The sequence below is a fragment of the Acinetobacter sp. AG3 genome (genome assembly GCF_022343575.1).
Taxonomy (GTDB): Bacteria; Pseudomonadota; Gammaproteobacteria; order Pseudomonadales; family Moraxellaceae; genus Acinetobacter; species Acinetobacter guillouiae.
Map to the genome: position 1 here is coordinate 2,457,831 of NZ_JAKQZD010000001.1, position 21,853 is coordinate 2,479,683.

Below are 21,853 nucleotides of genomic sequence, written 5' to 3' on the forward strand. Positions count from 1 at the left end.
TATTTCTGAAATATTAATTTTTCTTGCCCTTCATCAAATTTATAAGTATATCCTTTACTAAATTTTAGAAATTTCGGAGATAGTTTTATAACATTTACAATACTGCTGATTATGTTATATGCGACTAAGGCCCCTTCAGAATCAATAATCGTTATACCATAGTAATTTAAACCAGTATGTCTAATCTTTTTAGATGGATTATAAGTTGGTATCTGTTGTAAAAAAACATAATTAGATCATCATGTATAGATACATCATAAGGTACTTGATTAACCAGTTGCATATGATCTTCATATGCATATGTTTCTTTATTTAAGACAACAAAATCATGTACTTGAGCCGTTTCTCACCAGTTTATATAAAATTGATGCAATTCCTTTACCCTATTATATAAACCATTCGAATATCATTTTAGCCATTATATTTAAGTAAATAGCACATATAAGCTTTTTTATACATAAAACTAAGGGCTGAATAATCAGCCCTTAGTTTTAACTCAATTTAATCTATTTTTCAATAAATTAGCTTAATTGAGCAGCAGCAATTTTCTTAGTATCGATGTCTTTAGCAGCATCTGTATACTCGCCCATCTTGTCGAAGTTCAAGTATTGATAGATGTCAGCAGACATGCTGTCGATTTGAGCAGCATATTGTTGATACTCTTCTGGAGAAGGTAATTTACCAAGTACCGCAGCAACAGATGCAAGCTCAGCAGAAGCTAAGTAAACATTTGCGCCTTGACCTAAACGGTTCGGGAAGTTACGTGTAGAAGTCGATACACAAGTTGTGTTCGGAGCTACACGTGCTTGGTTACCCATACATAATGAACAACCTGGCATTTCAGTACGCGCGCCAGCTTTACCATAAATGTTATAGAAACCTTCTTCCATCAATTGATGCTCGTCCATACGTGTTGGTGGAGCCAACCATAAACGAGTAGACAATGAACCACCTGGTACTTTATCAAGTAATTTACCAGCTGCACGGAAGTGACCAATGTTCGTCATACAAGAACCAACGAACACTTCATCGATTTTAACGCCTTGAACGTCAGAAAGAAGTTTAGCGTCATCTGGATCATTCGGGCAGCAAAGAACTGGTTCTTTAATGTCAGCAAGATCAATTTCATACACTTTAGTGTATTCAGCATCAGCATCAGCTTGAAGAAGTGATGGATTCGCTAACCATTTTTCCATGTTCTCAACACGGCGAGCCATAGTACGTGCATCGCCATAACCTTGAGAAATCATCCACTTCAACATTGTGATGTTAGAGTTCAAGTATTCAGCAACTTTCGTTTCAGAAAGTGTGATTGAACAACCAGCAGCAGAACGTTCAGCAGAAGCATCAGAAAGTTCGAATGCTTGCTCTACAGTTAAGTCAGTTTCCATTTCTGTTAAGTCGATTTCTAAGATACGACCAGAGAAAATGTTTTTCTTACCTTTTTTCTCTACAGTTAAGTCACCCGCTTGAATCGCGTAGTAAGGAATTGCATGTACAAGGTCACGTAGCGTGATACCAGGCTGCATTTTACCTTTGAACTTAACAAGTACAGACTCAGGCATATCCAACGGCATAACACCAGTTGCAGCAGCAAACGCGACAAGACCAGAACCCGCTGGGAATGAAATACCGATTGGGAAACGTGTATGTGAATCACCACCAGTACCAACTGTATCTGGAAGAAGCATACGGTTTAACCAAGAGTGAATAATACCGTCACCTGGACGTAATGAAACACCACCACGGTTCATGATGAAATCAGGAAGCGTATGTTGCATTTGAACGTCAACTGGTTTTGGATATGCAGCTGTGTGACAGAAAGATTGCATCACAAGATCAGCAGAGAAACCTAAGCAAGCTAAGTCTTTCAATTCATCACGAGTCATCGGACCAGTCGTATCTTGCGAACCAACAGTCGTCATTTTCGGTTCACAGTAAGTACCTGGACGAACGCCTTGACCTTCTGGAAGACCACAAGCACGACCAACCATTTTCTGAGCTTGAGTAAAGCCTTTACCAGTGTTTTCAGGTTGAACTGGAACACGGAATAAAGTAGATGCTGGAAGACCTAAAGCTTCACGCGCTTTAGTTGTCAAACCACGACCAACGATTAAGTTGATACGACCACCCGCACGAACTTCGTCAAGAAGAACAGGCGTTTTCAACTCAGATTCAGCGATTTGCTCGCCTGCTTTAAAAGCAGTGACTTTTGCTGCAGCATGATCAATTTTAAGAACGATTTCATCGCCCATGTTCATGTTAGCAACATCAATCTCTACAGGTAATGCACCAGCATCTTCCATTGTGTTGAAGAAAATTGGAGCGATTTTAGAACCTAAGCAGTAACCACCGTCTTTTTTGTTCGGGATGTGAGCAATGTCATCACCAAAGAACCAAAGCACTGAGTTAGTCGCAGATTTACGAGAAGAACCCGTACCAACAACGTCACCAACATAAGCAACTTGGTTGCCTTTTGCGATGAGTTCTTTGATTTGGTTTAATGGACCAACTTCACCAGGAACTTCTGGGTTGATACCATCACGTACGTTTTTAAGCATTGCATTTGCATGCAATGGGATATCTGGGCGGCTCCAAGCATCTTGTGCAGGAGACAAATCATCAGTATTTGTTTCGCCAGTTACTTTGAAAACAGTAAGTTTGATTTCTTCTGGAACATCTTTACGGCTAGTAAACCATTCAGCATCAGCCCAAGATTGCATAACGGCTTGTGCATTTGCATTACCCGCTTTGGCTTTTTCAGCAACGTCATGGAACGCATCAAATACAAGAAGCGTTTTTTTCAATGCTTCAGCAGCTAAGCTTGAAAGTGCAGCATCATCAAGCAATTCAACCAAAGGTGCTACGTTATAACCACCAAGCATAGTACCTAGTAAGTAAACCGCACGCTCTTTAGAAACCAATGGAGAAGTCGCTTCACCTTTAGCTACAGCAGTCAAGAAAGCAGCTTTTACATATGCAGCTTGGTCAACACCTGCTGGAACACGGTTTTCAAGCAAATCTACTAAAAATGCTTCTTCACCCGCTGGTGGATTTTTTAGTAATTCAACCAAGTCAGCAGTTTGAGCATCGTCAAGTGGCTTCGGTGGGACTCCGAGTGCGGCACGTTCTGCAACGTGTTGGCGGTAAGCTTCTAGCACGGTGTAATTCCTCTTTTTAAAAATTTACCTGTGAATTCCTGCTTATTAAAGCTTCACAGGCAATATGGACTGTCAAATTTTACTAAAAATCAAGCCAAAAGTTAATGCAATGAGCGTATTAATTCGTGATGACCATTATTTTATAAATAAATACTCATCACTTTTCGCTTCATTTAACTACAGATCTACACAGTACGCTTTCATCAGACGTTTATGTAAATTATTTCTCAAATTAATTTGAAAAAGCTCTAAAAATATTATCTTTGTAAAACATGAACTTCACTTTAATAAGATTGAAGTTATGTTTACTTTGCCTTTAGACTGTTTCAGCCATAAAAAAAGCAACATATGTTGCCTTTTTTTTAGAACAAAGTACATTCCACCTTAGTGGACTGTCGTACTGTCTACATACTTTTGGAATTCTGTACGACAACCTTCAAATTTCATTTGCACTTCATCTTCATGAAACATTGAATGTTCAGTACACGCAAATGAAATTTTCACTTGATATAACTTTGCTCGTTCATCAATGACTTCTTGAAAAAAAACTTGATCACCTAAACTCAGTACATAATGACTTCCGCTAATCACAGCGACACCATTGTCATCTTCTAAGAGCAAATCTGCATTATGTAAATAAGCAACTACTTCCATTGTCTCACTCCTATGCTACTTTTTATTTTCTATTTCTATAGTGTATATATGCTTTTCAATTTTTATGCTAATCATTTTTTGTGACGAGGTTTGACGATTACTTATATTTTTTCGATAACTCAACATAAAAAAGACTATGTTATGGTGATCTTTATGCAAAAATACACCTAAACGATTTAAAGGGATGGACACTCAAAAGTGTGCAAGTCTTGACCATTCACGATTCGGATTTCTAATTTACACAAATCGTATTCTTTCATTGTCTGCTGATCAGGTATATCGCCTGCTGTTGTGCTTTAAGCCATAAAAAAAACCGCTCCTTAGAACGGTTTATAATCTGGCATTTTTTTCGGATCATGCGGTGTATTTAGACATTGTTCAAATGCTTCGTTCTTAAACTTTGCTTGAACTGCATCTTTATCCGCTTTTAGTTCTGCATCTGATAATGTATAGACTTTCTCTAAATACTCGAGTACAAAACCCTTAGTTGTTGGATCAGTGACTTTATTTGCATACTCAATTGCTTCTTTCTTGGTAATCCCATTTTGACGATCTAAAGTAATAGAACGTGCAGCATTACCAATACTGGTACAGTAACCTTTCCAAATTTCTTCAGGAGTTGCAGGCTTTTTCTCAGTACAACCCGCCATCAATAAAACAGTGCTTATCGCACCTAAAATTACGAACTTCTGCATTAAAAAATCTCCAATTCCACACTATGATACTTAATTTTTCAGTAAATTGGAGAGTTTCTTGCTTTGAAATCTTACATTCCTCGCCAATCTACACGTGCATTGCGCTCAGTAGCGTAAATTCTTTTCACGTATTGCCCTAAAGGCAGTTCTAACAAATGTTGGCTAAATTCGGTAAATTCTTGAGAAATATTCTCTGCATATTCCTTTTCCCAAGGTGTCGCAGGTAATTCTAATAACGGTGCAAGGATTGAACATACCGAGATATCTGCCAAACCAAGGCGATCGCCAACAAAATAACGGCAACCATTATCAATCAAAATCTTATTTAAACTGTCGATAGTCAGCTCTAAATTGTATTTAGATTCTTCGACTTTCTCTTTGTCCAATTGATAACTTTTTGAAACCATGGTTTTTAGAATAGGCTTTGAAATTTTTTCAAATTGACGTAAATAACCTTTTTCACCAATCATAATTTCTAGCGGTTCATCGCCTTCTGCTAAAGCATGTGCCAATCCCCAACGACGTACATGAATACCTAACTCATTGGCAATCAAATCAATTTCTAAGGTTTTTTCACGAAGCGTGTGATCGGTACGAAGCAGTCGATGTTCAGGATAAACATCATCTAAATACAATGCGATTTGAGTCGACCCCGCAATAAAGCGTTCTCCATCTTTTAAAATAGGCAACTTGTTTTGCCCTGTTTTAAGTTGTGCAAATGCACGATGGACACCTGGGATTAAATTCTGCGCAACAAAATCCAATTCTTTATGATCAAGCAACCAACGGGCTTTTTCACAGTAATGCGAGAGTGGGAATTGGTACAACGTACGCATGTAATCTCCAAATTATTTTTTTTAATTAAAAGCTTAGATAAATCTAAAAGTTAAGATTAATCCTGAGTAATCTTGTGTACTTTAGACATTCATCGCTTGAATTACAATGTACTTTTTACTTCAATCGCTCGTCATATGACCCAATGCTTATTCTATGGTTATATCAGTTTCTTTATTCTTTATTCGTGATAGGAATAACAAAGCTGCTTCAGACTAAGGGCTCGACCAGAGGAATTCAAAACAAGTTATAAATTTCAATTATTTAACATATATTCAATATTAAAAAACTTTGCGATTTTTATCCTAACAATAATTTTAGATAAGTTAAGCACAATAGTTCGTTTAATTTTTACCGCAATATTGCTTAGCGTTTTGGTATCTATTGAAAGGTGCCAATATGTCTAGTTTGAATTCTTCTACCTCAGCCTTTGTGATCCAAAACGATCAACAAGCAATAAATGCAGCTTACCAAGTTGCTGATTTTGCTTTGGTAGAACGAAATATACGTGATCAACAACGAATTTTACCTGTTGATGTCATACAAGAATTAAGTCTCAAAGGATTAGGCGGAATTCGCATTGCCAAAAAATATGGTGGTGCTCAAGTTTCAAATAAAACCCTTGCGCATGTTTTCCGTATTTTATCCAAGGCAGATGCCAGTGTCGGACAGATTCCTCAAAATCAATTTGGACTGTTAAATGCCATTGAGCATATTGCCAATGAACAGCAAAAACAGTTTATTTATACTGAAATTTTAAATGGTAAACGGCTTTCTAATGGTGGCCCAGAACGCAATACCAAAGATACCCGAACCATTGAAACACGTTTAGAACAGATCAATGGTCAATACCTTTTAAATGGTGAGAAGTTTTATTCAACGGGTTCATATTTTGCCGATTGGTTGGCGATACGCGCAATTCACCCAAATGGTCATATTGTTTTAACAATTATTGATGCAAAAGCTGACGGTGTTGAAATTGTTGATGATTGGGATGGCTTTGGACAACGTACAACGGCAAGTGGCACAGTGCGTTTAAAGAATGTTGTGGTTCACCCAGATCTTATTATGGATGAAAAACCACTTGCCGATGCGTCAAAATATCGTGGTGCGTACTCACAACTGATTCAGGTTGCGATTGATGTGGGTATTGCAGAAGCTGCCTTTGCAGATACTTTATCTGCAATCCATAAAGCGCGCCCAATCATTGATGCCAATGTGGATAAAGCCAGTTTTGAAGCGTATACCCTACAAGAAGTCGGTAAGCTCAATATCTTACTCGATGCATCGATTTTATTGCTGGATGAAGCCGCAGAATATTTAGATCAGTTAGATTCACAAGACATCGTCAGTCCTGAACAAGCCAGTAAAGCCTCCATTATCGTTGCTGAGGCAAAAGTGTATGCCAATGATGCAGCACTACTTATTTCTGAAAAACTACTTGAATTGGGTGGTAGTCGTTCAAGTCTAGAAACTCATAATCTCGATCAACACTGGCGTAATGCTCGTGTGCATACCTTACATGACCCTGTGCGTTGGAAACTTCATGCCATTGGAAACTATTACTTAAATGGTACGCAAAATCAGCGCCATGCGTGGATTTAAAGTTAAACGACTTTGTTACTCATCAGGGAAATATTATGACAACTTATCAAGATATCAATAAAACATTGGATGTACACAATCATCCCTTTGCACAAGCACATATTATTCAAAATGATCAAGAAGCTTTAGAAATCGCGCAACAGTTGAGTCAGCAATTTAAAGAGAATGCGGTACTCCGTGATGCTGAAAGAATTTTACCTTTTGATGAGGTTGAAGCTTTTAGTCAATCAGGGTTATGGGCGATCACAGTACCACGTCAGTATGGTGGTGCGGAGGTCTCTAGCCATACTGTCGCTAAAATAATTGCATTATTCAGTGGCGTTGATGGCTCTATTGGTCAAATCCCTCAAAACCATTTTTATGCACTTGAAGTATTACGTAATACAGGCACCGAGCAGCAAAAGAAAAAACTCTATAGCGAAGTACTTCAAGGCGCTCGTTTTGGCAATGCGCTCGCTGAATTTAAGACCAAGACTGCTGCACAAAAGCATACCCAAATTAGTCAAACTGAACATGGTTATGTGGTCAATGGGGAAAAGTTCTATTGCACGGGCAGTCTATTTGCCCATCGTATTCCGACATTAGTTCGTGATGCTGAAGAACGTGAATATTTAGCTTTTATTTCTGCCGATGCACAAGGCTTACAACGTATCAATGATTGGTCAGGCTTTGGACAAAAAACCACAGGCAGTGGCACCGTTAAATTCAATCAAGTTTTTGTTGAATCTGAATACGTCATTCGTTTTGACACTGCATTTTCTGAACCCACCCTCGTTGGGCCATTTGCACAAATTATGCATGCTGCGATTGAAACAGGCATTGCTCGTGCAGCTTTTGAAGAAACAATAGAACGGGTTAAAAAAGCACGCGCATGGATTGATGCCAATGTAGAACGTGCAGACCAAGATCCACTGACCATTTATGAATTAGGCCGTGTTGCTGCGGATGTAAGAGCAAGTGAGGTTTTATTAAAACAAGCTGCTCAATCTATTGATGCAGCAAAACCACAACCTACAGTTGAAAATATTGCCAAAGCCTCACTAGATGTAGCTAAAGTACGTGCACACAGCACAGAAACAGCATTAAAAGCATCTTCAAAATTGATTGAGTTGGCTGGAAGTCGTGGTAGTCAACGTGCCGATGGTTTAGATCGACATTGGCGCAATGTACGGGTACATACACTGCATGATGCATCACGCTGGAAATATTATTTTATTGGAAACTATGTATTAAACAACATCCTTCCACCACGCAGAGGGACATTGTAATGACAAATACATCTCAACATGCAACACAAAAAAAACAAATCTTACTCAATGCTTTTGATATGAACAGTGTCGGTCATATCAATCACGGCTTATGGACCCATCCACGTGATGAATCTCATCGTTTTAATGAGCTCAATTACTGGACTGATCTCGCTAAGACCTTGGAGCAAGGTCTATTTGATGGGTTGTTTATCGCAGACATTACCGGTGTTTATGATGTTTATCAGAATGGTATAGATTTAACCTTAAAAGAGTCCATTCAACTGCCGAGTCATGACCCATCTACCTTGATTTCAGCAATGGCAGCGGTAACCCAAAATCTAGGTTTTGGCGTGACCGTAAACCTAAGTTATGAAACACCGTACCAATTCGCACGGCGCTTCGCGAGTTTAGATCATCTGACACAAGGTCGGATTGGCTGGAATATTGTGACGGGGTATTTGGACAGTGCTGAACGCTTGATTGGGCAAAAAGGTCTAAAAGACCATGACTTACGTTATGAACAAGCTGAAGAATTTTTAGAGCTTTGCTATAAGTTTTGGGAAGGTTCTTGGGAAAATGATGCAGTACAAAAAGATAAGCAAAAGCGTATTTTTACTGACCCGAAAAAAGTTCATCAAATTAACCATCAAGGGCGCTTTTATCAAAGCCAAGGTGTTTTCCAAGTCTCACCTTCACCACAGCGTACTCCTGTGCTCTTTCAAGCAGGTGCTTCACCACGCGGTTTAGCATTCTCCACACGTCATGCGGAATGTGTATTTATTGGAGGGGACCAACCTGCAAAAATCAAACAACAAGTGGATAAGATTCGAGAATTGGCTGTACAGCAAGGCCGTAATCCAGAAGATATTAAAATCTTTGTGGGAATCACAGTGGTTACAGCAGAAACAGATGAGTTAGCTCAAGAGAAATTAGCTGAATATGCCCGCTATGCAAGTCCTGAAGCTGGTTTAGCACATTTCTCAAGTTCAGTCGGTATCGACCTATCCAAATATGCTGATGATGAAGCCATCCCATATCAACAAACCAACAGTATTGCTTCAGTCAATAATAAATTTAAGGAAAACCAGATCACACCTAACGATCTTAAAGCACAGCATCAACTCGGTGGTCGTTATCCACTGATTGTTGGAAGTGGAGAAACAATTGCTGAAAAATTAATTCAGTTGATTGATGAAACAGGTATCGATGGTTTTAACCTGACTCGTACTGTTGCGCCTGAATCACATCATGACTTTATTCATTTTGTTATTCCTGAACTGCAACAACGTGGCAGATTTAAAACCAAATATGAAAATGGTTCTTTACGCAACAAAATCTTTAAACAGGGTGATCATTTAACCCAACAACACCCTGCTGCTGATTTTCGATGTCAAAACTCAAATCATAACAACAGCATCGAAACGGCAGATCAGCAAAAGCAAACTGCCTAAATATCCTAATCAGCAAACATGATGAATTGAATAATTTCACTTTAAGGGGTGTCACATGACTCAAATAAACTCACCTGCAAATGGTAAGCCATCCAAAAAATCAGGCTCCAAGAATAAATTTATTTTGCTTGGCGTGATCATTATTGCCGTGATTGCAGGACTTTTTTATTGGAACCAACATAAAAAAGCCGGTTCAGAAGAAATCACCATTGGTATTAGCCCACCCTTTGCCAAGCCTTTACAAGTTGCAGCAGAGGAAGCTAAGAAACAAGAGATTCATATTAAACTGGTGGAATTTTCAGATTGGAATACACCGAATATCACACTGAATCATGGTGATATTGATGCAAACTATTTCCAACACCAACCATTTTTAAGCAATGCGTTAAAAGAAACTGATTTTAAACTGAAACCGATTGCCACAGGTGTTGCAACTCATGTGGGTTTGTATTCTAAAAAATATGATTCTTTAGCGGCGGTACCTGAAAATGCACGTGTGGTGATTCCAAATGACCCAGTCAACCAAGGTCGTGCACTGTTACTTTTACAACAGGCTAAACTCATCACCTTGAAAGATCCGAATAACCATTTATCGAACTTACAAGACATTACATCAAACCCTAAAAACTTTAAATTTATTGAAGTTGAAGGACCTCAAACTGCACGTGCTGTAGATGATGCTGATTTAGTATTTAGCTACCCGCTTTATTTACGTCTTGCAAAAACCATTGATCCAAACAAAGCATTATTACTCGATGATAATACCAATACACGTTATGCCATCTTGTTTGTTGTAAAAGATGACTATGAGCAAAAGCACCCAGAAAAAGCCAAACAGTTAAAAGAATTTGTAAAAATTTACCAAACTTCAGACAAGGTCAAACAGGCTTTAAATGATGATATTGGTGAAAATTTATGGTTCCCAGGTTGGAAATAAGGAATAACTCATGTCCCAAGTTTCCAAACTCAAAAACAAGAATCTGCTGATTGGTCTTGCTGTTGTCATCGTATTATTAGGACTTTTTGCCTATCGTTATGTACAAAATCAACAAAAGGATAATGTACTCACGATTGGCATTAGCCCACCTTATGCCGAATTACTACAAACGGTTGCCAAAGAGGTAGAGAAAGATGGTATCCATGTCAAACTGGTCGAATTTTCAGATTGGCAAGCACCCAATGTTGCGGTACAAAACCGTGACATTGACGCTAACTTTTTCCAACAAAGTGTTTTTTTAAAGAATGCCATTAAACAAACCAATTACGATTTGCATGCTTTTGGTACAGGTAGCGGCAGTCATGTCGGTTTATATTCAAAACAATATAAATCCTTAGCGGCCTTACCTCAAAATGCTCGTGTTGTCATCCCGAGTGACCCCGTCAACTCTGCGCGTGCTTTGATCTTGCTACACCGTGCGGGGTTAATTCAAATCAAAGACATCAACAATGAACTTTCCACACTTCAAGATATTGTTTCAAACCCAAAACAGTTGAAGTTTTTAGAAGTTGAAGGTCCACAAACAGCTTTAGCTTATGATGATGCAGATCTGATTTTTGGTTTTCCGCATTACTTAAATATGGCAAAAAAAGCCGATCCGCATAGTGCCCTGTTTTTAGATCCCGTTGATAAAAAGTACGCCATTCTTTTTGTGACACGTACTGATTATCAAGACAAAAATCAAAAGTTAGAGAAATTTATTCAAGCTTTCCAAAACTCACAGCAAGTTCGAGATATTTTAGATAAAGATTTCGGCAAAGATATGTGGTTTGCAGGCTGGAAATAAGGAGAATAGAAATGGTGAGTTTCGGTTCGCATGTTGATTTTTCAGTCCCTCATATCAAAATTCGTGATTTGAATAAATACTATGATGGGCAAGATCAACAGATCCATGCATTAAAAAATATCAACTTAGATATCCCTCAAGGCAAGATTTTCGGCATCATCGGTAAAAGTGGTGCAGGTAAATCTTCCCTAATCCGAACCTTAAATGGTTTAGAAGGTATTTCTGAAGGCAGTATTCATATTCATCAACAGAATTTGGCTGAACTCAGTCATGCTGAGTTGATTCAAACACGTCAAAGAATTGGGATGATTTTTCAGCATTTTAATTTAATGTCTGCCAAAACAGTTTGGGACAATGTGGCTTTGCCCTTAAAAATTGCCCATGTCGATAAAGCTGAAATTGAAACACGTGTCAACGATGTTTTAGAACTGGTCGGATTGGGAAATAAAGCGCATAACTACCCTTCACAGCTGTCTGGTGGTCAAAAGCAACGTGTTGGTATTGCTCGTGCGCTGGTGCATCATCCAGAAATATTATTGTGTGATGAAGCAACGTCTGCACTTGATCCTGAAAGTACCTCAGTGGTGTTATCCTTGCTGAAAAAAATCAATCGAGAATTGGGGATTACCATTGTTTTAATTACCCATGAGATGCAAGTGATTCGTGAAATTTGCGATCAAGTGGTGGTAATTGAACATGGTGAAATCGTTGAGTCAGGACAAGTCTGGTCCGTGTTTTCACAGCCTCAGCAGAAAATCACACAAGAATTGTTAAACCTAGAACAACTCGATTTGCCCTTTCCAGTGCATACAGCGTTGCAACAAGATTCAACCCATAGCATTTTAAAACTACGTTATGAAACCGATCCAAAAAACTCACCTGATTTAGTTGAACTTTTTCAGGTTTTTGAAAAATCGGTACATTTATATCAAAGTCATATCGACAATATCCAAAACCATTTGATTGGAACGCTGATTGTCGGTACTGAACAAACCCATTTAGACCTGCATAATTTACAAGAAAGGTTAAAACATAAAATTGCACAAATAGAGGTACTTGGCTATGCAAGACCAACTCATTGATTTATTGCTGACAGGAACCATAGATACCTTACTGATGGTTGGCGTATCTGCCTTTGTTGCTTTTTTGATTGGCTTACCTTTGGCAGTGATTTTGGTCAATACATCTGAACAAGGGATTTATCCATCTAAAAAGATCAATCATGCATTGGGCACGGTGATTAATATTACTCGATCGGTTCCCTTTTTGATTTTAATGGTGGCGCTGATTCCTTTAACCCGATGGATTGTCGGAACCAGTTACGGAGTCTGGGCAGCTGTTGTTCCATTAACTTTAGCAGCGACACCTTTCTTTGCCCGTATTGCAGAAGTTAGCTTACGTGAAGTTGATCAAGGTCTAATTGAAGCAGCACAAGCGATGGGCTGTAACCGTAAGCAAATCGTTTGGCATGTGCTTTTACCTGAAGCGTTACCCGGCATTGTGGCAGGTTTTACAGTTACAATTGTCACCATGATTAACTCCTCTGCAATTGCGGGTGCAATTGGTGCTGGTGGCTTAGGTGATATTGCTTACCGTTATGGTTATCAACGCTTTGATATGCAAATGATGTTTGCTGTGATTGTGGTCTTGGTGGCTTTGGTCATGATCGTTCAAGCATTTGGTGACAGTTTGGCAAGCCAGTTGGATAAGCGGAAGATTTAAGTTTTTCCAATTAACTTAATTCGCATCAATATAAATAAAATAGATTTCGCTTTTGCCTTGTTGAATGATACAAGGCTTACCCATCTGTAGGGCGACATGGATGTCGTCGTTAGACGAAGGATAGTAACTTTACTTAATTAATCCACTTATAAAAATTATGCTAAATCAATTGTCACTCCCCTAGAATGCTCATTTTGTTCAATAAAAGTGCTGATCTCAGGCAAATATGTAGCACTTGATATATTTGAGATGATCTGATTTTAAAACTTATAGGTCGCAGACCTGACTTTGTCATGGCTTTCATGTAAAATCATCCGCAATTTTTATATAACACTTTGTGAGTTATTTCATGGGTTTTAATTGCGGTATTGTCGGCTTGCCGAACGTTGGTAAATCTACACTTTTCAATGCATTGACTAAAGCTGCTATTGCTGCGGAAAACTTCCCATTCTGTACCATTGAACCAAATACAGGCATCGTACCTGTACCTGATCCACGTTTAGACAAATTAACAGCCATTGTTAAACCACAACGTGTTATTCCAACTACGATGGAATTTGTAGATATTGCAGGTTTAGTTGCGGGTGCATCTAAAGGCGAAGGTTTGGGTAACCAATTCCTTGCAAACATCCGTGAAACTGATGCAATTGCACACGTTGTACGTTGTTTTGAAGATGAAAACGTAATTCATGTAAATGGTAAAATTGATCCATTAGATGATATTGCAACGATTAATACTGAACTTGCACTTGCTGACTTGGAAACCGTAACTAAAGCAGTTACCCGTTTGGCAAAATCAGCTAAAAGCGGTGATAAAGAAGCGCTTGCAACAAAAGCAGTTTTAGAAAAAATTCTACCTTTACTTGATGAAGGCAAGCCAGCTCGTGCAGCTGATTTAGATGATGATGAACGTAAACTTGTGCGTGGTTTTGGTTTAATGACATTAAAACCAACCATGTATATTGCAAACGTTGCAGAAGATGGTTTTGAAAACAACCCACATCTTGAAGCTGTGAAAAAGTTAGCTGCTGAGGAAAATGCAATCGTTGTTCCGCTTTGCAACCAAATCGAAGCTGAAATTTCATTGTTGGATGATGAAGATCGCGCTGAATTCCTTGAAGCATTAGGCATGGAAGAACCAGGTCTAAATGTGGTAATTCGTGCAGGTTATAGCTTACTTGGCTTACAAACTTACTTTACAGCAGGTGTTCAAGAAGTGCGTGCTTGGACTGTAAAAGTGGGTGCAACTGCACCTCAAGCTGCGGGTGTAATTCACACTGACTTTGAGAAAGGCTTTATTCGTGCAGAATGTATTGCTTATGACGATTTCATCCAATACAACGGTGAAAACGGTGCTAAAGAAGCAGGAAAATGGCGTTTAGAAGGTAAAACTTATATCGTTCAAGATGGTGATGTATTGCACTTCCGTTTTAACGTATAAAAGGATCTCATGCTTTAATGAGACAGGTTGAAGACTTCTTCAACCTGTTTTTTTTCATCATAGAATCTTTCGCTGGTTTCCGTTTGGTTTATAAATGTCTGACGAATATTTAAAACTTGTTTTCTAAGTGCAGATTCAACGATCTATTGATTAATTTGTGGACCATCTCGATCATTCATCTCATCTCTATAAGGTCAGCCCTGTTTTTTAATGAAATACGTATTCAGGTTTTTATAAAAAATTATCAACATTTAAAATTATAATATTCCAGTAAATATACACGATATTTATTTACATCTTAAAACGCGCCAAACGTCTATCGCTAAACCCTGCCTCAATTCAGCATCTCTATTTTGAAATCAGCTACACAATAATAAAGTTAAGTAGGTTGCACTTTTGATGCTCATATATAATAATGATAATTATTAGCATTATCACTATACTTAACACCACAGGATTGCTTCATGGCTTACTCTCTACCACAACTGCCTTATGCATACGATGCACTTGAACCTAATATTGATACAAAAACAATGGAAATCCACCATACCAAACACCATCAAACCTATATCAATAATATCAATGCCACAGTTGAAGGCACAGCATGGGAAAAGTTGTCAATTGAAGAACTGGTTTCAAAAGTGAATGAAGTTCCTACTGATCTTAAAAATAGCGTGATTAATAATGGCGGTGGTCATGCCAATCACTCTTTATTCTGGACAGTAATGAGCCCTCAAGGCGGTGGAGAGCCAATTAAACAAATCGCTGAAGCAATTGACAGAGATATTGGTGGTTTTGAAAAATTTAAAGAAGCCTTTACCAAAGCAGCACTGACACGATTTGGTAGTGGCTGGGCATGGTTAAGCGTAACCCCTGAAAAGAAAGTCATCGTAGAAAGCAGTGCCAATCAAGATTCACCACTGATGAATGGCAATATCCCGATTCTGGCTTTAGATGTCTGGGAACATGCTTATTATTTAAAATACCAAAACCGTCGTCCCGAATATATTGCGGCATTTTATAATGTTGTGAATTGGGAAGAAGTAAATCGCCGTTATTTAGAAGCAATCCAATGAAATACTATACAGACCATATGACGATGCCAATGTTCAACTCTACACTGATTAAAAAAATAAAATTTTATATTGGTTGCGCCATTTTTTTCTTTGGTTTAGTGATATTTATCAAAGAATTCTTATTCTAAAATAAACAAAAATATAGAAGTCGATACCCTTTAAGCCAGTTTAAATTACTGACTTAAAGGGTTTTATCTTGATTTGGATTGGTTATCTTTCAGATTATTTCGCGTGTAAAGCCTGTAATGATTTTTCATCCATTGCAGTACGTTGCTTTCTGGCTTCTGCTAGCATTTTTTCTTGTAGATCTTTACGAAAACCCAGCAAGAATACAAATTCAGCCAAGACAAATAATGGACCAATCGCTAAACCAACTAAATCGTCAACAAATGCAGGTTTTTTCTTTTCATAAAAATGCCCTACAAATTGGAATACCCATCCTACAACAAAGGTACCAATGCTGATACTTAGCCAAGTTCCCATGCCTAATTGGGCAATTTTATAGGCAAATGGATAGGCCACTGCATAAATAAGCAACATTAAAAAGCCGAATGATTTATCCAGACTTAAATAATAAATCACACTTAAAACCAGTAGAATCAATGCCAAAGTGATTTCAAAACCCGAAAGCATCACCCCTGCTCTAGCCGTTAAACACATAATTGAAAATACGATCATCGGAATACCAATAAAATGCGTAAATACATTTTTATGGTCTAAATGATAAGCTGCGTACTGGCTAAGAAGTTGTTCTAATCTGTTCATTTTCAGCGTCCTTGTTAATCTCTTCATTTCACTATATAAAAACGCTAAGATAAAAGTTGTCGTCTAGCTGACAAGTTGAATTGATTTTTCATTTAAATTTGCAAAGAAGTAGATAACAACAGCTTTCACAATAAATTTATTGATACATTATGGCCAGTGACTCTGTCATATTCACGCTAAATTGTTGCTCTTAAAGGAGGATTGTAAATGGTTCTACTCTGCGCTTATCGCCACTGATTTTATCTAATGTAATTTCTACCCTACTGACTATGCTGTTAGATATATTTGAAAATCAAAGCAAAGATTAACAATGATACATAAAAGGATATATTGTGCTGAATTCAACGGACCTTGAATTATTATCAAAGAATTTATGGTATTCACAACTGCCTATTCCTTTTCAACAATTGATTCAACAACAAGCCCATTATCAAAAATTTGAGCGTGACCAAGCGATTTTCAGATCTGGCGATCTATTTAATGGTATCTATGCGGTCTTAGATGGTCGGGTACGCTTAGGCTATATTGATATTGAAGGAAATGAATCCGTTGCTGCTATTGCAGAACCGATTATGTGGTTTGGAGAAATTTCTTTGGTGGATCAGCAACCACGTTCGCATGATGCCATTGCTGTTGGAAAATGTTTAATTTTACATTTACCCAGCCAAGCGATTCAGAAAATTCTAAATGACTATCCACAATATTGGTTCCATATCGCCCAATTAACCAGTCAAAAACTTCGCTTTGCTTTTTTAGAACTCATTTCAATTCAAACCCAGCATATACAACAACGATTGGCTCAGCGTTTGATGTTTATCTTAAACGGCTACGGCAATCATATCCGTATTGAAAATAACATCATTCATTTATCTCAAGAACAATTGGCATTGCTGCTCAAATGCTCACGTCAAACTATTAACCAAGAATTACATTTACTCGAACAACAAGGTGTTTTAAAAATTGCCTTTAAAAAAATAGAAATATTAGATATCAATCAATTACATTCTATCGCCCACTCACTCGGCCAACTCTAATTTAACATATCACTTTTCTACTTTTAGACAAATATTAAATTCACCTTAAACGGCTGGAATATATAATCATTTTATAAATAAAATATACAAATTATTTATTCTACTTTGTGAAAAATACAATTATATTTTAGCTAGGCGCTAATGCCATCTCAATAAAAGTTGAAATAAATGAAAAAAATCACAATATTGCTCACAGCGGGATTATTCACTGTACTTAGCGCTTCTGCATTTGCATGCCCTAAAGGTACAACATTGGTTGGTGGTACAGGCCCAAACCATAAAGGCGGCAAATGTGTTGCGGCAAATCCTGCAGCTCAAGCGACTCAAAAAGCGACGGCTGCAAGTACAAAAGCCAAAGCTGATGCAACTCAAGCAAAAGACAAAAGTGTAGCTGCAACCAAAGCTGTTGAAGCAAAACCGAAAGAAGCAGCGACAAAGCTAAAAACTGAAACGGCTGCAAGCAAAGCAAAAGCTGAAGCAACAACCAAAGCAGTAAAAAATGACGCCGCTGCAAAATCAACTGCTGCTAAAGACAAAGCAGTGAAAACAGCATCGACCAATCCATTAAAACCTTAAGTAACACCGAACGTACTTAACCTAGATCTGTATCAATAAAAAAATGGCGCATATTTGCGCCATTTTTTCTAAAATCATTTAAAAAATATTATTATTTGCTTTGGTATTGCCTAAACTTGGATTTTCAATTGCATCTTTGCACTGGGCTTTATCACGTTCATATTGCGCTTGATTTTTTTGCATTTCACCATCTTTTTCCAATGTCGATCTTGCCCAAGTATCTAAACTGGTCATGGCTTTACGACACAACGCGTATTTACCTTCTGTCACCGAATCGGTCATTTTGACATTGATACGCCAGTCGGTACTTAATTTCCGTAAAGGTTTACGTACATTGTCTTCAATCAAATTCAATTGCTTACGGTAGACAAAGGGTTCCACCTGATTGATCAGCTTCCATGCTTCATTGGCATAGGTTGTCGCATCATTGGTTAGTTTTGGCGCAGCTTTAATTTCAACTTTTTCTTTAGGTTCAGAAGATGAATTACCACATGCTTGTAAACCTAAAACACCTAACACCAAGGTCATACTCAATAATAATTTCGACTGATTTGCGAACATAAAGTTACGCCTAAATAAACATTTCGCTACTATGCTAGTAAATTCGGGTAGAATACACAATCTTGATTTTACCTTTTGTTTTACTCTTGTTTTAGGTGTCCTGTGTCAGAGCACAATCCCTCAGTCCAAACTGCTGGCTTTTGGCAAGGCGCTAAAGACAGTCAAGCCATCATCTTTACTTATCTGCCTGTATCTTTTGCCTTTGGTGTATCCGCGACCCAATTTGGTTTTAGTGCATGGGAAGCCTTATTTCTATCTTGCTCTATGTACGCTGGTGCTAGCCAATTTCTTGTGGTTGCATTATTGGGCAGTGGTACATCTATTTGGATGACAGCACTTACAGTCATTGCACTGGATATTCGCCACGTACTTTATGGGCCAGCCTTACAAAACCTGATTCAAGACCGTTTAAACCTAAAAAAGACCGCAGTATGGGCATGGGGTTTAACCGACGAAGTTTTTGCGGCTGGAATGATTAAACTTTCCCAACGTCGTCAAGAATGGTCAGAGTCTTGGATGCTCGGACTCAGCTTGTTTAGCTGGATGTCATGGGCCTTGGGTTCATTTTTAGGTGGTTTATTTGCAGATCAAGTCAGCGACTTGCCGCAATTTTTACAAGCCGCTTTAGACTTCTTGTTACCTGCATTGTTCTTAAGCTTCTTACTGGCAGCTTTTGAGAAAAAACATACTTTTGTGGTTGCTGTATCTTTAGTGGTTTCCGCATTGGCCTGTTATTTTATCAACATGTCTGCTGCAATTTTTATTGGGATTGCATCTGGGATTTTAGCGGGATTATTTAAACATTATGTTTTAAAGCAAACTGATGAAGTGAGTATTTAAAATGGATTTACAGATTATCTTGGTGGGGATATTGGTCGGTATTGCAAATTTTGCTTCACGCTTTGGTCCATTCTATCTGCTGCAAAAAAGCCAACAACACACACAAACTCGTGGTGCAACATGGTTAAAAATTGCATTAGGCAGTATTGGAATTGCAGCAATCAGTTCAATGTTAATTGTCGCCACTCTCCCACCATTGATTGAAACCCCAAATAAAAGTTTTGCGATGCTGGTGGGCTTTATCGTACTCACAGGATTATATTTTAAATTTAAAAGAATTGTTTTAGCGACACTTACAGCAGCATTGGCCTATGGTTTGGTCTACACCTATCTGTAGTTTTGTTGTTTGAGCATATTTTAATGTATCATCAGATCAGCGTTTAAATTTAAAGTCTTTCGGATTTAAAATGCTTTTATCTAATCAATTTACAATAAAAAACTATGTAAATTAATTAGTTGTGTATGATTGCTTTCAAATATAATATTTAAAATACGCAACTTGATATGTTTATCGCACACTTACCTTCTGGCTATATACTGGCTAAACTTTTACTCAAGAAATTTAAACAGACAAAAATCACCAATAAAGCTTTTTTTACGCTGATTATGCTTGGTGCAGTTTTTCCTGATATTGATCTATTCTATTTCTATTTATTCGATCATAGGTCGGTACATCACCATAAATATTTTTTACATTGGTTTTCATTTTGGATTCCAATCTTTCTAATCGCTTTATGTTATTTCATCCATTCAAAATACACGGCTAAACCTGCCCTGATGATCAGTCTTTTTTCGGGTGCTACCCTACTACATATTGGCTTGGATACTTTTGTAGGTGATGTTTGGCTTTTTGCACCGTTTATTGATCAACCCTATGTGTTTTTTGAAGTCAGCTCACGTTATCAGCCGTGGTGGTTAAACTTTATTCTGCATTGGTCATTTTTTGTAGAATTATTGATCTGCCTCATTGCGTTGATTCTGTGGGTTCGTAAAAAGAATTAATTAAAAATTCTTAATCAGTTTCTTGCGCAAATTCAAAGCCACTTCATTTGTAGTGGCAAACCACCGATAAGCTAAAAACTTTATAAAAAAATCTGTTAGACAATATCATTATTTTATGTCAATCAGCCCTTAACACACGCCTGAGTTCTGCTATGCTAACAGTCCATAAGACAAGCATGGAAGAATAGCATGAGCGTTACTATTGGTACCCCACTTCAATCATCTGCATTTAAAGTTTTACTGTTAGGTTCAGGAGAGCTTGGTAAAGAAGTGGTGATTTCATTACAACGACTTGGTGTCGAAGTTCACGCGGCAGACCGCTACGAAAACGCACCTGCCATGCAAGTTGCTCATTTCTCTTATGCCTTAAACATGGCAGATGCAACAGAATTAAAAGCTTTAATTGAAAAAGTAAAACCCAATCTTATTGTTCCAGAAATTGAAGCGATTGCTACTCAAGTATTAGTCGAAATCGAACAACAAAATATTGCAACCGTGATCCCTTCGGCAAAAGCGGTGAATTTAACCATGAACCGTGAAGGGATTCGTCGCTTAGCGGCAGAAGAACTTGGTTTACCGACTTCCGCTTACCGTTTTGCCAATACTTTAGAAAGCTTCCGTTCTGCATGTGATGACATTGGTTATCCGAACTTTGTTAAACCTGTAATGTCTTCTTCTGGTAAGGGGCAATCTCGTGTCAAAGAATATGCAGAAGTAGACGCGGCTTGGGAATATGCTCAAACGGGTGGTCGGGTAAATCAAGGTACGGTCATCGTTGAGTCACAAATTGACTTTGATTTTGAAATCACCTTACTCACTGTACGTTCGAAAAATCCAGAAACAGGTGAAATTGAAACCGCTTATTGTGATCCAATTGGGCATCGTCAAGATTCAGGCGACTATGTAGAAAGTTGGCAGCCCCAAGCAATGACAGAAGCAGCTTTAAATGAAGCCAAACGCATTGCCAATAAAGTCACTGTAGCACTTGGTGGCTGTGGGATTTTTGGGGTAGAACTGTTTGTAAAAGGTGATAAAGTATGGTTTAGTGAAGTATCACCGCGTCCACACGATACAGGCTTAGTCACACTTGCATCACAATTCCAAAGCGAATTTGAATTACATGCACGTGCGATTTTGGGTTTACCTGTCAATACTGAACGACATAGTATTGCTGCAAGTGCTGTAATCTATGCAGGTATGGATGCAAAGAATCTTTCATACTCTGGCTTAAATCTTGCTTTGCAAAATCCTGCGACAGACTTACGCCTGTTCGGTAAACCTGAAGGATTTAAACGTCGTCGTATGGGCGTGGCAACAGCACGTGCTGAAACAACAGACCAAGCACGTGAACTTGCACAAGAAACGGCTGCAAAAGTCACTGTTCATTTAAACAACTAGCCAA

The 21,853-nt window shown here is 38.1% G+C and carries 21 protein-coding genes; 15 read left to right on the top strand and 6 right to left on the bottom strand.

Annotated elements, in window-relative coordinates:
* Window positions 1–521: 521 nt before the first annotated feature.
* From L3V46_RS11510 to L3V46_RS11525, 4 genes are all read right to left on the bottom strand, one after another.
* Window positions 522–3,161, bottom strand: a complete 2,640-nt coding sequence (locus L3V46_RS11510) for a bifunctional aconitate hydratase 2/2-methylisocitrate dehydratase (RefSeq protein WP_004720906.1) — start codon at window positions 3,159–3,161, stop codon at window positions 522–524.
* A gap of 384 nt (window positions 3,162–3,545) precedes the next feature.
* Window positions 3,546–3,815 carry a hypothetical protein gene (locus L3V46_RS11515; protein WP_004720907.1) on the bottom strand — a complete coding sequence of 90 codons (270 nt, stop codon included), beginning with the start codon at window positions 3,813–3,815 and terminating at the stop codon, window positions 3,546–3,548.
* A 320-nt stretch (window positions 3,816–4,135) separates the two neighbouring features.
* Window positions 4,136–4,510, bottom strand: a complete 375-nt coding sequence (locus L3V46_RS11520; protein WP_239045746.1) for a hypothetical protein — start codon at window positions 4,508–4,510, stop codon at window positions 4,136–4,138.
* Between the two features lie 71 nt (window positions 4,511–4,581).
* Window positions 4,582–5,346, bottom strand: a complete 765-nt coding sequence (locus L3V46_RS11525; protein ID WP_004821170.1) for a glutathione S-transferase — start codon at window positions 5,344–5,346, stop codon at window positions 4,582–4,584.
* Between the two features lie 397 nt (window positions 5,347–5,743).
* On the opposite strand from L3V46_RS11525, the gene L3V46_RS11530 reads away from it, so the two are divergent.
* From L3V46_RS11530 to L3V46_RS11570, 9 genes are all read left to right on the top strand, one after another.
* Window positions 5,744–6,949, top strand: a complete 1,206-nt coding sequence (locus L3V46_RS11530; protein ID WP_239045747.1) for an SfnB family sulfur acquisition oxidoreductase — start codon at window positions 5,744–5,746, stop codon at window positions 6,947–6,949.
* Window positions 6,950–6,984: 35 nt separating this feature from the next.
* Window positions 6,985–8,217, top strand: a complete 1,233-nt coding sequence (locus L3V46_RS11535; RefSeq protein WP_239045748.1) for an SfnB family sulfur acquisition oxidoreductase — start codon at window positions 6,985–6,987, stop codon at window positions 8,215–8,217.
* Window positions 8,217–9,650 carry an LLM class flavin-dependent oxidoreductase gene (locus tag L3V46_RS11540; protein ID WP_239045749.1) on the top strand — a complete coding sequence of 478 codons (1,434 nt, stop codon included), beginning with the start codon at window positions 8,217–8,219 and terminating at the stop codon, window positions 9,648–9,650. The genes L3V46_RS11535 and L3V46_RS11540 overlap by 1 nt, the downstream gene beginning before the upstream one ends.
* 55 nt (window positions 9,651–9,705) lie before the next feature.
* Entirely contained in the window at window positions 9,706–10,587 is an 882-nt protein-coding gene (locus L3V46_RS11545) for a MetQ/NlpA family ABC transporter substrate-binding protein (RefSeq protein ID WP_239045750.1), read from the top strand.
* A 10-nt stretch (window positions 10,588–10,597) separates the two neighbouring features.
* Window positions 10,598–11,434 carry a MetQ/NlpA family ABC transporter substrate-binding protein gene (locus L3V46_RS11550; protein WP_056510766.1) on the top strand — a complete coding sequence of 279 codons (837 nt, stop codon included), beginning with the start codon at window positions 10,598–10,600 and terminating at the stop codon, window positions 11,432–11,434.
* Window positions 11,435–11,445: 11 nt separating this feature from the next.
* Window positions 11,446–12,516, top strand: a complete 1,071-nt coding sequence (locus L3V46_RS11555) for an ATP-binding cassette domain-containing protein (RefSeq protein ID WP_239045751.1) — start codon at window positions 11,446–11,448, stop codon at window positions 12,514–12,516.
* Window positions 12,497–13,156, top strand: coding sequence for a methionine ABC transporter permease (locus L3V46_RS11560; protein ID WP_034610152.1), 660 nt, complete (start codon window positions 12,497–12,499; stop codon window positions 13,154–13,156). Before L3V46_RS11555 ends, L3V46_RS11560 begins: the two co-directional genes overlap by 20 nt.
* A 349-nt stretch (window positions 13,157–13,505) precedes the next feature.
* The gene (gene ychF, locus L3V46_RS11565) at window positions 13,506–14,597 is read left to right on the top strand and encodes a redox-regulated ATPase YchF (RefSeq protein WP_004720929.1); all 1,092 of its coding nucleotides are present in this window, start codon (window positions 13,506–13,508) and stop codon (window positions 14,595–14,597) included.
* Window positions 14,598–15,061: 464 nt separating this feature from the next.
* Window positions 15,062–15,673, top strand: coding sequence for a superoxide dismutase (locus L3V46_RS11570; protein ID WP_239045752.1), 612 nt, complete (start codon window positions 15,062–15,064; stop codon window positions 15,671–15,673).
* A gap of 222 nt (window positions 15,674–15,895) precedes the next feature.
* Here L3V46_RS11570 and L3V46_RS11575 read toward each other — a convergent pair whose 3' ends face one another.
* Window positions 15,896–16,438, bottom strand: coding sequence for an Mpo1-like protein (locus L3V46_RS11575; RefSeq protein WP_034617400.1), 543 nt, complete (start codon window positions 16,436–16,438; stop codon window positions 15,896–15,898).
* A gap of 332 nt (window positions 16,439–16,770) precedes the next feature.
* On the opposite strand from L3V46_RS11575, the gene L3V46_RS11580 reads away from it, so the two are divergent.
* Together L3V46_RS11580 and L3V46_RS11585 are read left to right on the top strand one after the other, a co-directional pair.
* Window positions 16,771–17,472: a Crp/Fnr family transcriptional regulator gene (locus L3V46_RS11580; RefSeq protein WP_209826274.1), complete on the top strand. Its 702-nt coding sequence runs from the start codon at window positions 16,771–16,773 to the stop codon at window positions 17,470–17,472.
* Window positions 17,473–17,640: 168 nt separating this feature from the next.
* On the top strand, window positions 17,641–18,048 hold the full coding sequence (locus L3V46_RS11585; protein WP_239045753.1) for a hypothetical protein: 408 nt from the start codon (window positions 17,641–17,643) through the stop codon (window positions 18,046–18,048).
* 78 nt (window positions 18,049–18,126) lie between these two features.
* On the opposite strand, the gene L3V46_RS11590 is transcribed toward L3V46_RS11585, so the two are convergent.
* Window positions 18,127–18,609 (bottom strand): hypothetical protein, encoded by a 483-nt coding sequence (locus L3V46_RS11590; protein WP_004720940.1) that lies wholly within the window; start codon window positions 18,607–18,609, stop codon window positions 18,127–18,129.
* 102 nt (window positions 18,610–18,711) lie between these two features.
* Between L3V46_RS11590 and L3V46_RS11595 the strand changes: the two genes are divergently transcribed.
* The 4 genes from L3V46_RS11595 (at window position 18,712) to purT (ending at window position 21,849) form a co-directional block, all read left to right on the top strand.
* Complete coding sequence (locus L3V46_RS11595; protein WP_004720941.1) at window positions 18,712–19,449, top strand: AzlC family ABC transporter permease; 738 nt, start codon at window positions 18,712–18,714, stop codon at window positions 19,447–19,449.
* A gap of 1 nt (window position 19,450) precedes the next feature.
* Window positions 19,451–19,786: an L-valine transporter subunit YgaH gene (gene ygaH, locus L3V46_RS11600; protein WP_056510745.1), complete on the top strand. Its 336-nt coding sequence runs from the start codon at window positions 19,451–19,453 to the stop codon at window positions 19,784–19,786.
* 167 nt (window positions 19,787–19,953) lie between these two features.
* On the top strand, window positions 19,954–20,451 hold the full coding sequence (locus L3V46_RS11605) for a metal-dependent hydrolase (RefSeq protein WP_239045754.1): 498 nt from the start codon (window positions 19,954–19,956) through the stop codon (window positions 20,449–20,451).
* A 189-nt stretch (window positions 20,452–20,640) separates the two neighbouring features.
* Window positions 20,641–21,849 (top strand): formate-dependent phosphoribosylglycinamide formyltransferase, encoded by a 1,209-nt coding sequence (gene purT, locus L3V46_RS11610; protein WP_034617391.1) that lies wholly within the window; start codon window positions 20,641–20,643, stop codon window positions 21,847–21,849.
* Window positions 21,850–21,853 lie beyond the last annotated feature (4 nt).